General features: G+C 61.2%; 10 protein-coding genes. 6 read left to right on the top strand and 4 right to left on the bottom strand.

Features of this window, described 5'->3' with window-relative positions; translation table 11 throughout:
• Positions 1-154: 154 nt before the first annotated feature.
• A complete protein-coding gene (locus IPI01_10535; protein ID MBK7258213.1) occupies positions 155-1,708 on the bottom strand; it encodes an alpha-N-arabinofuranosidase in 1,554 nt (517 codons plus the stop codon).
• 208 nt (positions 1,709-1,916) lie between these two features.
• On the opposite strand from IPI01_10535, the gene IPI01_10540 reads away from it, so the two are divergent.
• Positions 1,917-3,137 carry a hypothetical protein gene (locus tag IPI01_10540; GenBank protein MBK7258214.1) on the top strand — a complete coding sequence of 407 codons (1,221 nt, stop codon included), beginning with the start codon at positions 1,917-1,919 and terminating at the stop codon, positions 3,135-3,137.
• Positions 3,040-3,324, top strand: coding sequence for a DUF2202 domain-containing protein (locus tag IPI01_10545; GenBank protein ID MBK7258215.1), 285 nt, complete (start codon positions 3,040-3,042; stop codon positions 3,322-3,324). The genes IPI01_10540 and IPI01_10545 overlap by 98 nt, the downstream gene beginning before the upstream one ends.
• A 121-nt stretch (positions 3,325-3,445) precedes the next feature.
• Here IPI01_10545 and IPI01_10550 read toward each other — a convergent pair whose 3' ends face one another.
• Complete coding sequence (locus tag IPI01_10550; GenBank protein MBK7258216.1) at positions 3,446-4,963, bottom strand: T9SS type A sorting domain-containing protein; 1,518 nt, start codon at positions 4,961-4,963, stop codon at positions 3,446-3,448.
• Positions 4,964-5,126: 163 nt separating this feature from the next.
• Positions 5,127-6,689, bottom strand: coding sequence for a tetratricopeptide repeat protein (locus tag IPI01_10555; protein MBK7258217.1), 1,563 nt, complete (start codon positions 6,687-6,689; stop codon positions 5,127-5,129).
• 149 nt (positions 6,690-6,838) lie between these two features.
• On the opposite strand from IPI01_10555, the gene IPI01_10560 reads away from it, so the two are divergent.
• Entirely contained in the window at positions 6,839-7,576 is a 738-nt protein-coding gene (locus IPI01_10560; protein MBK7258218.1) for a hypothetical protein, read from the top strand.
• Positions 7,577-7,604: 28 nt separating this feature from the next.
• Here the strand turns inward: IPI01_10560 and IPI01_10565 are convergent, their stop codons facing one another.
• Positions 7,605-9,491: a PAS domain S-box protein gene (locus IPI01_10565; GenBank protein MBK7258219.1), complete on the bottom strand. Its 1,887-nt coding sequence runs from the start codon at positions 9,489-9,491 to the stop codon at positions 7,605-7,607.
• A gap of 163 nt (positions 9,492-9,654) precedes the next feature.
• Here IPI01_10565 and IPI01_10570 point away from each other — a divergent pair, with 163 nt between their 5' ends.
• Genes IPI01_10570 through IPI01_10580 form a run of 3 tightly spaced genes read left to right on the top strand, consistent with a single transcriptional unit; the run spans position 9,655 to position 12,508 of the window.
• Positions 9,655-11,232: a M20/M25/M40 family metallo-hydrolase gene (locus IPI01_10570; GenBank protein ID MBK7258220.1), complete on the top strand. Its 1,578-nt coding sequence runs from the start codon at positions 9,655-9,657 to the stop codon at positions 11,230-11,232.
• Positions 11,233-11,278: 46 nt separating this feature from the next.
• On the top strand, positions 11,279-11,485 hold the full coding sequence (locus tag IPI01_10575) for a hypothetical protein (protein MBK7258221.1): 207 nt from the start codon (positions 11,279-11,281) through the stop codon (positions 11,483-11,485).
• 6 nt (positions 11,486-11,491) lie between these two features.
• On the top strand, positions 11,492-12,508 hold the full coding sequence (locus tag IPI01_10580; GenBank protein MBK7258222.1) for a hypothetical protein: 1,017 nt from the start codon (positions 11,492-11,494) through the stop codon (positions 12,506-12,508).
• Positions 12,509-14,304: the final 1,796 nt, after the last annotated feature.

Here is a 14,304-nt window from a genome sequence, read left to right on the forward strand (position 1 = left end):
AAGACCATAGTCTTGAAAGCATAGACTATGGTCTTCTGTTTTGTGCGTGATCAGTTCACGGGCCCCGTCACGCCGAGGGCGTGACGGGGGTTCTCGCCCCGCCGTAGGCGGGGCGGAATTCGAGTCCCGTCTCCCGCTTTTTCAGGGGTCCTGCTCAGTTCACCGTCAGCACCACCACCGAACACGCCGGCAGCGTGAGCTTCACCATCCCGCCATCCACTTTCGCTCCGCCGAACTCCACCGGCTTCACCGCTTCCGGCTTCTCAAACGTGTTGTGGTCCTGCACGTTCGCAGACCGCAGGATGCGGCCGCTGACCTTCTTCACACCTCCGCCCAACTGGAGCTGGATATCCTGCGCAACGCGCAGATCGACATTCACGAGAGAGATGTGTGTGACGTTGTTCTTGTCCTTCGAGGCGGAGACCGACACGGCCTTCATGGTGTCTTTGCCTGCATAGATCATCGGACTGGTGAACGAGACCGGCAGCATGGCCGCGTCCTGGTGCGGGACGTACATCTCCATCACATGATAGGTCGGGGTGAGGAGCATGCGCACACTGTCCGTGAGGATCACCGCCTGCAATACGTTCACGGTCTGCGCCAGGTTCGCCATCCGCACACGGTCGCAACGGTTGTTGAATACGTTCAGGGTCATGCCTGCAAGCACCGCGTCGCGCATGGTATTCTGCTGGTAGAGGAAGCCGGGATTGGTGCCGGGCTCCACCGCATACCAACCGCCCCACTCATCGACCGCCAGGGCAATCTTCTTGTTCGGGTCGTACTTGTCCATGATCGCCGCATGGCCAGTGACGAGTTCTTCCATCTGCCACGCACGCTTCATGGTGTCGTAGTAGTCCGCCTCGGGAAACCCTGTTGCCGGTCCCATGCTTCCCCAGCGTGCGGCATAGTGATGCAAACCGACGCCGTCGAGCATCCAGTGGGGCACGTCCCGCATGAGGACCTCCGTCCAGTGGTAGTCGCCCCCGCCCGCACCTGATGCGATACGGAAGATGGGGCTCTTGCCCCACGACGACGATGCAAACGTCGTGTATGTCCGGTAGATGTTCGCGTAGTATTCGGCGGTCATGTTGCCGCCACATCCCCAGGTCTCGTTCCCGACACCCCAGTATTTCACCGCCCAGGGTGCATCCTGTCCGTTCTTCCGCCGGAGATTCGCCATCGGCCCGATGCCGCCGAAGTTCACGTACTGGATCCAGTCGGCGAACTCCTGCACCGTGCCGCTCCCGACGTTGCCGGAGATGTACGGTTCGGCGCCGAGCTGCTCGCAGAGTTCAAGGAACTCGTGGGTCCCGAAACTATTGTCCTCGGTGACGCCGCCCCACCACGTGTTCACGATCGTCGGGCGGTTCTCCTTGGGCCCGACCCCGTCCTTCCAGTGATAGGTGTCTGCGAAACATCCACCCGGCCAGCGGAGGAGCGGGATGCGCAGTTTGCGCAGGGCCTGCACAACGTCGTTCCTCATGCCGTGGGTATTGGGTACACGGGTGTTCGTTTCGCCGACGTAGAAGCCGCCGTAGATACAGCGACCGAGATGCTCGGAGAAATGGCCGTAGATGTTGCGGTTGATCGTGTCCTTGCCCGCTACGCCAATGGTGATGCGCAACGGTTCGGCGCCGAAGACCGCGGAGGCGGAAAGGATCGCCACGGTCACAAGGAGCAATGCGACTGCCCTGCGTGTGTGATGCATGGTGTGACTCCGGTTGATGAGGTGTGGTCGGGATGCTCGTAAAAGATAGCACCGCGCACGACAAAGGACAAGGGGAAACTCGAATGGCGGGAGTGCGTCCTGTCGCACCCCGGTGCCTCCCGTACCCGTTTGCATGAGCGTCGTCGCTGCCGTGTTGCATTCCGTGCGGATTCTGGATTCCTTCAATTATACGCTGAGGGAGGCCCCCATGACGCTTCATACCCGCTCCTTGCACTTCCTGGTGCTGTTCCTGTTCCTGACCCCTGCCGCGCTGTATCCTCAACCCCCTGAACATATTCGTGAAGGATTCCGCATCTCCCGTACACTCTATTATAATACGCTCGGGGAGGAGGCGACGACGGAGTTCTTCTACGATGCGGACGGGCGGATCGCGAGCGCCTTCTGGCAGCTGACGGACCGGTCCAAACATTCGACGAACTCGTACCAGTACAACCACCGTGGCCAGCTGGTGACCGTGTTCAGGGAATTCTCGGATACGATCACTTCCTTTGAAGTGCTCTCGTATGATGAGCGGGGGAACAGGGTCGCCGAACGGTTCTGCCGGTCGGACCGGGTCCGCGGCACGGCAGCGTATCATTACGACGCATCGGGCAGGCGGGTGGGTGCGACATTCCAGCGCCACAAGGGCTGGCTCGATGGCGAGGCGGTGTACCAGTATGATCTCCGGGGCGGGGTTGTGGACGGTGTGGTCATGAACGACGCTGATACCGTTGCTTCGCTTTCGTATGTCTACGACGCACACGGCAATCTCGCAACGGAAGTATGGCGCTTCACGCAGGGCTGGTCACAGACATTCACGTATGAGTATGTCCCGGCGCTGTGCCAGGTGTGGAGCTTCCCCGACCCCCTCATCACCAATACATGCCGCTTCCGGGTGGTACGGGAGGAGTATGTCTATAACGATACACTCGGCGGGCCATCCGTCTATGCGTATGGCCCGGAAGGAAAACTTCTCACAAAGAGATTCACCCGGTCGGATGGGCTGAGTTCGGTCACATCCTATGTCTACGATGCTTCGCGACGGCTCGTCCGTTCGATCCGCCGTGGAGGAACCGGGACAGAACACGAGTTCCTCTTTGACTACGACCGGGCAGGCAGGCTGATCCTCAAGACGGAAATGGCGGGTGATGTCCCGGTGTCCACCACCGCGTACACGTATGATGGGCAGGGAAGAGTCCTCCGTCAGGTGCTGCAGAATGTTGACGGATGGCTCTCCGGGTTGCTGACCTTCGAATGCGACAGCGCGGGACGGGTTCAACGGGGGCACTTTCGCGGCCATGGATCGATCGCGGCGACCGTGAGCTACGGGTATGACGTCAACGACTGCCTGCGCACGGTCCTCTGGCAATTCTCATCGGGGGCAAAGCAGGAGTACCGGTTCACGTATGAAGTGCGCGGGGTGCTGTAACGGCACTCCCCACGCCACCGACATCACATGCGTCTATCAGAACCTTGAACGGGGCTCGCGGAACCATATGCGGGCATTCGTGAAGAACCTTGCGGCGGGCGGCGCGAGCTACACACCACAGTACATCTCCCAGACGGAATTCGATGCGATCATTGCCTCCGGCACCGAACGGGGTCGTGGCTGGTGATCGGTGCTGAACAAATGGGCAGCACGACGGTCCGGCCCGTGGTGCTGCCCATTGCATGTTCTCTCACATCGGGGTCCTGCAGGCCGCTCCATGGTGGAACAGACCGCCGGCCCTGCGCCACTTATTTCATCAAGACCATCTTCCGGACCATCGGCGCATTGGACGTCTGCAGGATGCAGAAATAGACACCCGACGGCCAGCCTGCCCCGTTGATCTGTACATCATAGCTTCCCCGGGCGAAGATCCCATCCGCAAGGACGGCAACACGCTCGCCGAGGAGATTGTACACGGTCAGGGTCACCTCCTGAGTGGATGGGATACTGAACGCCACCATCGTCGATGGGTTGAACGGATTGGGATAGTTCTGCGTCAGCGTTGCCTGTTCCGGGACGGTCGCCTCATCCGAAGGCCGGACTTCCGTGGTCTTCAAGATCGCACCGGTCTGGAAATCGCCAAGGAACCGCATGACCTTCTTCTGGATCCACATCGAGTCATTCGAGTGTCCCCACCAGTACGATGCTGCCCAGTAGTTCTTTGAAGTATCGGTGATCATGTAGCTGAATTCGTTCCACCGGAGATCGCCGAGGTTGAGGTGACGGCTGAACTCGATCGTATCCCCCATGGGCTGGGTCCGGAATGCGTTGCCACCGGCGTTTTCGCAGTTCGTGAGAAACGTCGACGCCTCTGCAGCACTCGCAAGATCCGACAGAGGCCGGGCCTGTGCGATCGATTGTCTGGTCCACATATCAAGAGAATCGATCTCACACCCCATCGGGCCTACCCGCAGACGCGCGCCTGACGGACGTGAAGGGATGTGATACTCGAAGTTCCAATCGCCGCTGAGGCCAAGAGAATCGGGGTCATAACAGCTTAGCCGGCGCAGCGAACGATCGGCAGGCAGCGTTGCCGCTGCGGCTGTGGCGGAGTCGCACGCGGTCCGGAACGAGAGCGGCTGGATCCGTGCCAGCTCGAGCAGGACTCCTGTGACGTTTGCGTCTGCGACGGTGAATGCACCTCCCTGAACGAACGGGTCGCCGGAAGATTCGGGGTTGATCTCCCCGTCCTGATCGATGTCCTTCACGGCAACCGGGTAGTAGGTGCCATTGGCAACGTGGGGGATCGTGAATGCCCCGCCGGTCGTGCTTACGCCGCCTAGCATCAGATTGGGTTTCCCCCCGCCGGAGATCGGCCCATCCGTCAGGACGACCAGACAATTGGCCGGATCGACCCCGCTGGATCCTGCCTGCACGGTGCCGCTGACCGACGGTGCCGGGAAGGATGCCGCTGTCGTGAAATAGAAGATGTGTGGCGCCGTGAGTGCCGCTCCGCTCGCGGCCTTAACGTAGTAGTACACGATATAATGCGCCCGCCCCGGGGTCAGGTGTGCCGAGTACGAAATGGTCCGTTTGTCCGGACTGAGCCCGATGACCTGTATGGTGTCGACATTGGTGAAGACCCCGCGGTCCGGATAGGCGAGGATGCTGCTGTCGATCGCAGCACTGAACGTGATGCTGATGGTGGTCGCCGCGGCCACGCTGGTTGCGTCGTTCGCGGGTACCGTGCTGGTGATCGTGAGCTGAGCGGTCGCGGTTGATATCGCGACGGCGGAGAGGAACAACATGAGAGCAAGACGTTTCATACGTGCAATTCCCTTTGCATGTGGTGGTAACCCCAATGCAAAGAGAATCGCAATTAGTCTGCCACTCTCGGAATCGGCTTTTTATGCAGGAATCAGGGGTGGGAGGACCACGGAGGCATGCGGGATTGTGCAATAGTCACCACGTGACCGGCTGATGCCCGGTTCAATGCGGGGGCAGATCCTTCAGGTCTCCGGCGACGCGCGATTCAAGTTGATCCTGGAAGTCGTAGTCATCGAATTCATCAACCATGTCGAATGCCTTCCGGGCCTCCGCCGTGCGGCCGAGACGGGCGTACGCCTGTCCGAGTTTATGATATCCGTGAGGGAGGACCCAGAGCTCTCGCTCGGGGGAGAGGCGGAACAGGCGCCCGGACGTCGCTATCACATCCTGATAGCGTTTGAGTTCGTAGTGCATCTGCATGATGCCGAGCAGCGCCCGGCCGCTCAATTCCACGTCGCCATGACAGGAATCGAGCGCGCTCTGGTAGAGACCGAGGGCGCGTTCATGCGACTTGCTGTTCGCGTCGTTCGCGGCGCGGAGGAGTGATGCCTCGGGAGGAGCGATCGGACGTCCGATCTGCTCCTGGGCGCGACGGTAATAGTACGCATCCATCGGCCGCATCGGATCGGAGCTCTTGCGCACCCGTGCATAGAATGTCTTCGCGCCAGCGCGATCGCCGGAGAGTTCATGGGATGCCCCGATGCGGTACCACGTCCAGTTCCACACGCGCTCGGGCCCCTTGAGCGAATCGATGTACCGGGCGTAGTAGGTCCGTGCTGTGCCGAATTCGTTACGCGCGAAGTAGAGTGATCCAAGCGTGTTGCATGCGAGGTCCTCCACATACCGGAGGGGGTGAGCCTTGTTCCGCTCCACGGCCTTCAGGGCGTCTGCAAGGGCCTCCTCGGGCTTGCCCGTCCGTTGCAGCCAGCTTGCGCGGAGGATGAGGAAGAGCGTGTTCTCAGGATACCGCGCCACGAGTTGGTCCAACTGCACGAACGCTTCGTCCTGGCGCTGTTCATTGAACAGGAACTGCGCAAGGTAGAGTTGTGCTTCGTTCCGGGTGTACGTTCCCCGTTCGGAAGCAGCTTTGAGCATCCGCAGCCCACCGTCGAGGTCGGGCGTGATACCCATGAGTTTCAGCATCCAGTGCAGCGAACGGGGTGCTTTGGCCACCAGGTACCGGAACAGGCCGAACCCCATCTGTGCATCGTAGAGATCGGGCCGCGCTTCTACTGCCTCCTCGAGAAGGCCGTATCCTTCACGCCCCTCTTTGACGGACTTGACCAGCGACCCCTCGGTCTGCCATGCCATGCCCCGGTATCCGTGGATGCCGCCAAGGTAGAACTTGGCGTTGGCATCGTGCTCGTCCTTGTCCAGCAGCCGCTCACACACATCGACAACCCTGTCAGACTCCTTCATGAAGAGTTCGAAATACCGGCGGTCCCGGTCGAGAGCGTACAGGGAGAAGTGCACCATGCTCCGGAAGAAGTGTCCGCGGGGATCGCCGGGTGCCATGACGGCCACCGAATCGAAATGGCGCAGCGCCGCATCGTTGTCGAGCCGGTAGAACCTATCGATCCCACGGAGCGTTATATCATGTACCGCCGTCCAGTTGATCCCGTCGGCGGGGGGCAACGGTGCGCCCGCAGCGAACACCGGGAACCCCATGATCAGGGCGAGGATGCCGGTACGGATGGTCCACAACGGTGCGGGGCGGCTCGTCATGCTTTTCGTTGGAAGTAGGATCATGACGGAAATGTAGGTGTTTTCCGGCTTTGATGAAAGATACATGATGATTTGATAACGCCTCTGCAGTTGTCCGGACAGGCGTTCTCACTGTACATTGATATTCAAACCACGTGGGAAACGATACTGTGATCGCAGCCATATTTCTTCTCGGCGGACTCATCGCCGCCGCTCCTGCTCCCGCTGCCCGGCTCGCATCAGGCGATTCGGCATTTGTCGCATTGCGCTACGCCGACGCCCGGGCGATGTATCTGGAGGTGCTGCACGCCGCTCCGCCCAGTCCGGCCGCGCTCTGGAGGCTGGCTCGACTGGCGAACGTGGAGGCAGGAGTGGCAACGGATGAAGCGAAACACACCGGATATCTGGAAGCGGAGCGGTATGCGCGCGCATGCGTCGCCGCCGATAGCACGGTCGCCGAGGGTCATACCTGGCTGGCGGTATCGTTGGGCAATCTGGCGATGTTCGAGGGATCGAAGGCGAAGGTCAGGATGTGTGCGGAGATCAAACACGCCCTTGACCGGGCGCTTCTCCTGAAGCCGGATGATGACATTGCCTACACCATTCTTGGCTCGTTCTACCGTGCCCTGGGGAATGTGTCATGGATCGAACGTCAGCTTGCCAGTGTCTTCCTTGGCACGCTGCCCGACGGCGGATACCCGGAAGCGGAGGTGGCTCTGAAGAAGGCGATCGCACTTGCCCCCGGAACACTCCGGCATCGTCGGGAACTGGGCATGCTCTACATCGATTGGGGGAAGGATGAGCAGGCGAGGGTCGTCCTCCGCGAGTCGCTGCAGCTTCCCATCGTGCTTGTGAGCGATGAAGCAGATAAGCAGAGGATCCGTGAGGCCCTGGCGGACCTCGACTGAGGTCCGGCCGTGCCGCAGGGCTCTCCCCTCAGGAAGCCACGATCGCGCATTCGGGCATGGGGGCGATGAGCGTGAAGACGGTGCCGTTGTGTGCAACGACCGTGCTTTCCGCCGAGATCTGTTGTGCGAGGAGGCCGACGAGCTGCATGCCGAAACCGTGCGCATGGTGATCCAGGAGCTCGCTCTCCATCCCTATCCCGTCGTCGGCCACCCTCAACCTGAGGGTTCCGCCATCCACTTTCAGCTGCACTTCGATCACCCCCTGCCGGTCTCCAGGAAAGGCATACTTCAGTGCGTTCGTCACCAGTTCGGTGATGATGATGCCAAGAGGGAAGACGATCCTGGTGTCGAGGAGCGCATCATCCACATCGTGATCCATCCTGATGCGGGCGGATGTTGTATAGTGCCTGCTGAGATCGTTGAGGAGCGATGTGAAGTACGACTGCAGGCCGATCGCACGATAGTCCGTGTCGCGGTACAGTTTGTCGTAGATGTCGACCATCGCGCGTACCCTGGATTCCGCGTCCTTCAGCGCGCCGATCGCCCGCTCATCCGTCATGGACGAGGCCTGGAGTGAGAGCAGGCTCGTAATGAGCGTCATGTTGTTCTTGATGCGGTGGTGCACTTCATGCAGGAGCAGGTTCTTCTCCTTGAGCAGATGCTGCACCTCCTGGTCCTTCCGTTCACGGTCGGTGATATCGCGGCTGATCCCGAAGATCGCCGGCCTGCCATTCCATGCCCCGCGGATCACCCAGGTCTCCACCGGGATCGTGCGTCCGTCCCGTGCCAGGAGCTCCAGCGGGCAGGAATCGCGTGTGCCGGCGAGCATGGCCGCGACGATCTCTCCCGCTTGTTGGCGCGACGCGGGTGGATGCACCATCGTGACATGAATACCGTAGAGCTCGAACTCATTGTACCCGAGGCGCTCGGACACGACCGGATTGGAAAAGACGATATTGCCATCTTCGTCCAGGATGAAGAGGAAGTCTTTGATCGTGCTGAACAGAGCGTGGAGATTGGTGCGCTCCTGCCGGATCGTATCGGACAAACGGGCACGCGCGATCGCGCCACCGACCTGAGAGGCGATGGTCTCCAACGCCCTCCGGGCTTCGTCGGGGATCACCTCGAGGGAGTGTGATGCGACGTTCATGCAGCCGATCACGTCTCCTTCGTACGTGAAGGGAACCACGGCGAGCGTCCTCAACAAGACCATCGGGTCGCGCAGTTGGTCCGGAATGCCCGGAGAGACAAGCGCCGAGTAGGCAGGCTTGCCCGACATGATGAACGCGATGTGCGGATCGCCGGCCGGATAGTGCGTGGCCCTGTGAAGGAAGTCTTCCGGCAGTCCCCTGTGGGTGACCAGAGTGAGGTTCCGCGTCACCGGATCCAGGAGATAGATGCCGCCGGAATCCAGGCCCGAAATGGTGATCGCAGCGTTGAGGCAGATCTCCAGCGTCTCACTCAGACTGCGTGCGGACACGAGGGCTTGTCCGAGATCGTACTGCGACTGCAGCATCATCTGATAGAAGCGCTGATCGGTGATGTCGGTGTTGTCGCTCCGCGTGCCCAGGAAGTGGCCGTCACCGTCGAACACCGGTTCGCTCTGGTGGCGGATCCAGCGGATCGAGCCATCGAAGTGGCGAATGCGGAACGTGATCTCGCCCGGCGCCAGGGACAAGGCTATCTGGCGCTGGTGGTCCAGGAATCGTGAACGATCGTCCGCATGAATGATGCGCGTGAGAAGATCGCAGTCCTTCTCAAAGTCCTCGTGCGCGTAACCGGTGATGGCCCTCGCGGATGGCGATGCATAGCGGATGACATATTCAGGCGACAGCCAGAGAACCCAGGCCCGGGAGTGATCGATGAGCAAACGCGCAATGTCGCTGATGTCCTGCTGCGGAGGATAGGTGTTCATACGTTCCTGACGTGAGCAAAGCGATCCCCCAATCTTATACGTCAAAGAATATAAAGGAAAAAAAACTGCAAGTCACCACCTATCGCTCTCTTCTTGCTTCTTCCCGCCGACAATAGTATGTTATCCACTGGATCGAGATACCCCCTTATCCCCAACCGTTGGAATGCCCGTGCGCGCTCTTTTCCGTTGTGCTCTTCTCATGCTCTTTGCATGCCCGTTGTTTGCACAAACCTTTCCCGCCGATGATCCGGTCATCAAGAAGATCTGGGTGGAGGCCATGGATTCCTCTGCCCTGCCCGTGCTTGCGCATCAACTTCTGGATGTGGTCGGCCCCCGGCTCGTCGGAACAACGGGCATGCTCAAGGCACAACAATGGGCAATTGACAGATATGCGGGCTGGGGCATCCAGGCGAAGAATGAACAGTATGGCACCTGGCGTGGATGGGAGAGGGGCATTTCCCACATCGACCTGCTCGAACCCCGTGTCCGTTCCCTGGAGGGTACGATGCTGGCTTTCTCTCCCTCCACTCCGGAACAGGGGACCCAGGCAAGGCTTTCCATCATCCCTGACGTTCGCGATTCGGCGGGCTTCTTCACCTGGCTTCCCTCGGTGAAAGGGACGTTCGTGCTCCTCTCGGCCTGCCAGCCCACCGGGCGGCCGGACAAGGTGTGGGAGGAGTTCGCGACCAGGGACTCTTTCGATAGCTTGAAAGCATTGCGCAAAAGGATCGAGGAGAATTGGGATCTCCGGCTCAAGAGTCCGGGTGTCGGGACGGATTCCCTCATCCAGATCCTCGAGAAGGCGGGCGCCGCCGGGATCATCACATCGCAATGGAGTTCCGGATGGGGGACCTTCCGCATCTTCGATGTACGCACCAGGAAGATCCCCGCCGTGACACTTGCGCTGGAAGACTATTCGCTGCTGTACCGTCTCGCGGCCGCGGGCGACCATCCCCTCGTGCGGATCACTGCGTCCTCGCGAACCCTCGACACCCAACCGGCCAATAACCTGATCGCCACGATGCCCGGTGCGGCGCGTGGCGGAGAATATGTGATCCTCTCCGCGCACTTCGATTCCTGGGACGGAGCATCGGGCGCCACGGACAACGGCACAGGCACGCTCATCATGATGGAAGCGATGCGTATCCTCCGGAAGGTCTACCCCCGGCCGCATCGCACGATCATCGCCGGCCATTGGGGGAGCGAGGAGCAGGGACTGAACGGGTCGCGCGCCTATGCTCTCGACCATCCGGAGGTCGTTGAAAAACTGCAGGCGCTGTTCAATCAGGACAACGGGACCGGCCGGATCACATCGATGGGAGCCGCCGGCCTCCTCGATGCCGGAAGCCATCTGGCCCGGTGGTTGTCGCGCATCCCGGCCGAACTCACCCGCGATATCAAGGTGCAGTTCCCCGGCATGCCGGCGGGCGGGGGGACCGACAATGCATCCTTTGCCCCGGCCGGCGCTCCGGCCTTCGGCCTGGGTGCGACGAACTGGGATTACTTTTCGTACACGTGGCACACCAACCGCGATACGTACGATAAGCTGGTGTTCAGTGACCTGAAGAACAATGCAGCGCTGGTCGCATGCCTTGTCTATCTTGCTTCCGAGGACCCGGAATTCATCCCGCGCGAACGCCGCGTGATGCCGGACGACAGGAAGACCGGGGCACCGCAGGCATGGCCGGCGGGAACCGTGCCCAATCGCGATGGCCGTCCGCGCGTACGAACACGCGAGTGAACTTCTTACCAGACGACTTCATCCATCATCGACACAAGGAACATCCATGCCTTCAGCACCTGCAACCTGCCTGAACTGTGGCCGGTCCGAAAATGATTTCCCTGTGCTCGTCCTCCGGCTTGCCGGCCACGAGACGCATATCTGTCCCCAGTGCCTTCCTGCATTGATCCACCATCCGGATCGCATTACGGAGAAACTCATCGATGCCGGGTGGAACGGCACGGTGCCGCGTCCGACCGACCATAAGGCCTGATCACCCATGCACGCATCCCTCTCCTCCCTCTGCCTCCGCAGTATGCTGGGGTTGTTCATGTCATGCGCCGTGCTGCATGCAGCCGGGCCTCCACGTGACGAACGGATCGACCTGTCCGGGATCTGGCGGTTTCAAACCGACCCGAGCGATCGCGGGGTCGCGGAGCGATGGTTCTCCCGGACGCTCACCGATGGGCTCCGGTTGCCGGGATCCATGGCGGAGCGGGGAAAGGGTGATGATATCCGGGTGAACACCGCCTGGACCGGTCTGATCGTCGATAGCAGCTGGTTCACGGACCCGGCGATGGCGCGGTTCCGCGAACCCGGGAAGGTCCTCGTTCCGTTCTGGCTCACGCCGCGCAAGCATTATGTCGGCGCGGCGTGGTATCAGCGTACGGTATCTATCCCGGGTGGGTGGCGCGGCCGGCGGATCATGCTCTCGCTCGAGCGGGCCCATTGGCACTCGCGTGTCTGGGTGGATACGACCTTTGCCGGGGAAGGCGCGAGTCTTGGTACACCGCATACGTTCGACCTGACCGCAGTCCTTGGACCGGGAACGCATGTCGTCACCGTACGGGTCGACAACCGGCTCGACCCGGTCGATGTAGGATCGAGCGCGCACAGCGTTACGGACCACACGCAGACCAACTGGAACGGCATCGTCGGCGCCATGACGCTCGCGGCCAGCCCTGCCACGGGGTTCGCGGACATCGCCGTCGTCCCGGATGCCGCCGCACGGTCCTTCCGATTCCGGATATCGGTCGTCAGGGGCAACGACGCATCCACCCCGGCGCGTGTCAGCGTCAGTGCAGCGTGTCGGACCGGGAACGGCAGCATGTGGTTCCCGTCCGCTCGTATCCGGTCACAGCCAACTCCGACACATCGGTCGTGGAGATCGACTATCCGCTTGGCGATGGTGCACTCCTGTGGGATGAGTTCTCGCCCGCGCTCTACGCGCTCACGGTCATCCTTCAGGACAAGAACGGGCATGAGCTGGACAGGCGTATCGTGCGCAGCGGTGTGAGAGAATTCGTGGCGAAGGGGACGCAGTTCAGTGTGAACGGCCGCCCGGTCATGCTGCGTGGAACCCTCGAGTCCGCGATCTTTCCCCGGACGGGCTATCCGCCCACCGATGTCGAGTCATGGCGGAGGATCTACCGCCAATGCCGTGCGTTCGGGCTGAACCACATCCGCTTCCATTCGTGGTGCCCGCCGGAGGCCGCGTTTGCCGCCGCTGATGAGATCGGGATCTATCTGCACGTCGAGGCGGGGATGTGGGCCGCCGTCGGCAATGGGAAGCCATTGGATGCATGGCTCTATGCCGAATCGGAGCGCATCATCCGTTCGTACGGACATCATCCTTCGTTCTGCATGCTTGCCGCAGGGAATGAACCGGCTGGCGAACATCAGGAGCGTTACCTCGGCGATCTTGTGGAACACCTGAAGTCGCATTTCCCGGGGAGGCTGTATACCGGTTCGGCCGGATGGTCGGCGCTGCCGGAGAACCAGTACCACGTGTACTATGGCCCGCGGCTCCAGATGTGGGGTGCAGGATTGAAGAGCATCATCAACGGCCAGCCCCCGCAGACGGCCGCCGACTATCGCACCGATGTCGCCCGATTCACCGTTCCCATCATCAGTCATGAGGTCGGACAGTGGTGCGTGTATCCCGATCTCGATGAGATCAGGAAGTACACCGGGGTGTTGCGTGCCGGCAATCTTGAGATCGTCCGGACGACGCTGGGGGACCATCATCTGGGCCACCTTGCGCACGATCTTCTCATGGCTTCGGGACGGCTTCAAACGTTGTGTTACAAGGCCGACATCGAGGCGTTGCTTCGCACGCCGGCATTGGGGGGGTTCCATCTTCTGGACCTTCATGATTTCCCCGGGCAGGGGACGGCGGTGGTCGGTGTCTTGAATGCGTTCTGGGAGCCCAAGGGGTACGTCGGCGCCGATGAATACCGGAGATTCTGCAACAGCACCGTTCCGCTTGCGCGACTGCCGAAGCTGACATTCACGGATGCCGAAACGTTGCACGCGGCCATCGACGTGTCGCATTACGGCCCATCTGCATTCCGGGGGGCGAGGCCGCGCTGGCGGCTTGTGAACAGCAAGGGTGATCTGCAACGGAGCGGCGTCCTCGGTCCGTGCGACATCCCGACCGGAACGCTGACGACCGTTGGATCGATCAGTGTGCCGTTCGGCCGCACCCGTGTGCCGCAACAACTGACCCTCTCTGTGCGCGTGGGAGAATTCGAGAATCGTTGGGACATCTGGGTCTATTCGGAACGTGTGCCCGCGGTGGACGATCGCCAGATCCGCGTGGCAACGTTTCTGACCCCTCCACTGCTCGACAGTCTTGAGCAGGGAGCCCGCGTCCTGCTGGTCGCGCCTCCGGATACAGGCAATGCTCCCGGGACCGATCCGATCGAGGTGGGATTCTCTCCCATCTTCTGGAACACTGCCTGGACGCAGGGGCAGGCGCCGCACACGTTGGGGATACTCTGCGATCCCCGCCATCCTGCATTACGCTCGTTCCCGACAGGATCCTCATCGGATTGGCAATGGTGGGATGCGATCCACAATGCCCGCGCAATCCGTCTTCCTCAGCGCGACCCGGCTGTTGTTCCCATCGTCCGCCTGATCGATGACTGGAACCGCAACAGGCCGCTTGCGCTGGTGGCGGAGTTCCGTGTCGGCCGGGGACGGCTGTTCGTCAGCGGCATCGATCTGACGGGGGATCGGCCTCTCCCTCCTTCACTCGCCTGGCTCCGGCATAGCATGCTGGCGTATTTTTCGAACAGTGCAGCCGCTCCA

The organism is Ignavibacteriota bacterium (assembly GCA_016707525.1).
Classification (GTDB): Bacteria; Bacteroidota; Ignavibacteria; order UBA10030; family UBA6906; genus JAGDMK01.

Bases quoted from the DNA above. Each gene is read 5' to 3' on its own strand.
- IPI01_10535 (MBK7258213.1), bottom strand. From the start codon at position 1,708: ATGCATCACACACGCAGGGCAGTCGCATTGCTCCTTGTGACCGTGGCG.
- IPI01_10540 (MBK7258214.1), top strand. From the start codon at position 1,917: ATGACGCTTCATACCCGCTCCTTGCACTTCCTGGTGCTGTTCCTGTTC.
- IPI01_10545 (MBK7258215.1), top strand. From the start codon at position 3,040: ATGACGTCAACGACTGCCTGCGCACGGTCCTCTGGCAATTCTCATCGG.
- IPI01_10550 (MBK7258216.1), bottom strand. From the start codon at position 4,963: ATGAAACGTCTTGCTCTCATGTTGTTCCTCTCCGCCGTCGCGATATCA.
- IPI01_10555 (MBK7258217.1), bottom strand. From the start codon at position 6,689: ATGACGAGCCGCCCCGCACCGTTGTGGACCATCCGTACCGGCATCCTC.
- IPI01_10565 (MBK7258219.1), bottom strand. From the start codon at position 9,491: ATGAACACCTATCCTCCGCAGCAGGACATCAGCGACATTGCGCGTTTG.
- IPI01_10570 (MBK7258220.1), top strand. From the start codon at position 9,655: ATGCCCGTGCGCGCTCTTTTCCGTTGTGCTCTTCTCATGCTCTTTGCA.
- IPI01_10575 (MBK7258221.1), top strand. From the start codon at position 11,279: ATGCCTTCAGCACCTGCAACCTGCCTGAACTGTGGCCGGTCCGAAAAT.
- IPI01_10580 (MBK7258222.1), top strand. From the start codon at position 11,492: ATGCACGCATCCCTCTCCTCCCTCTGCCTCCGCAGTATGCTGGGGTTG.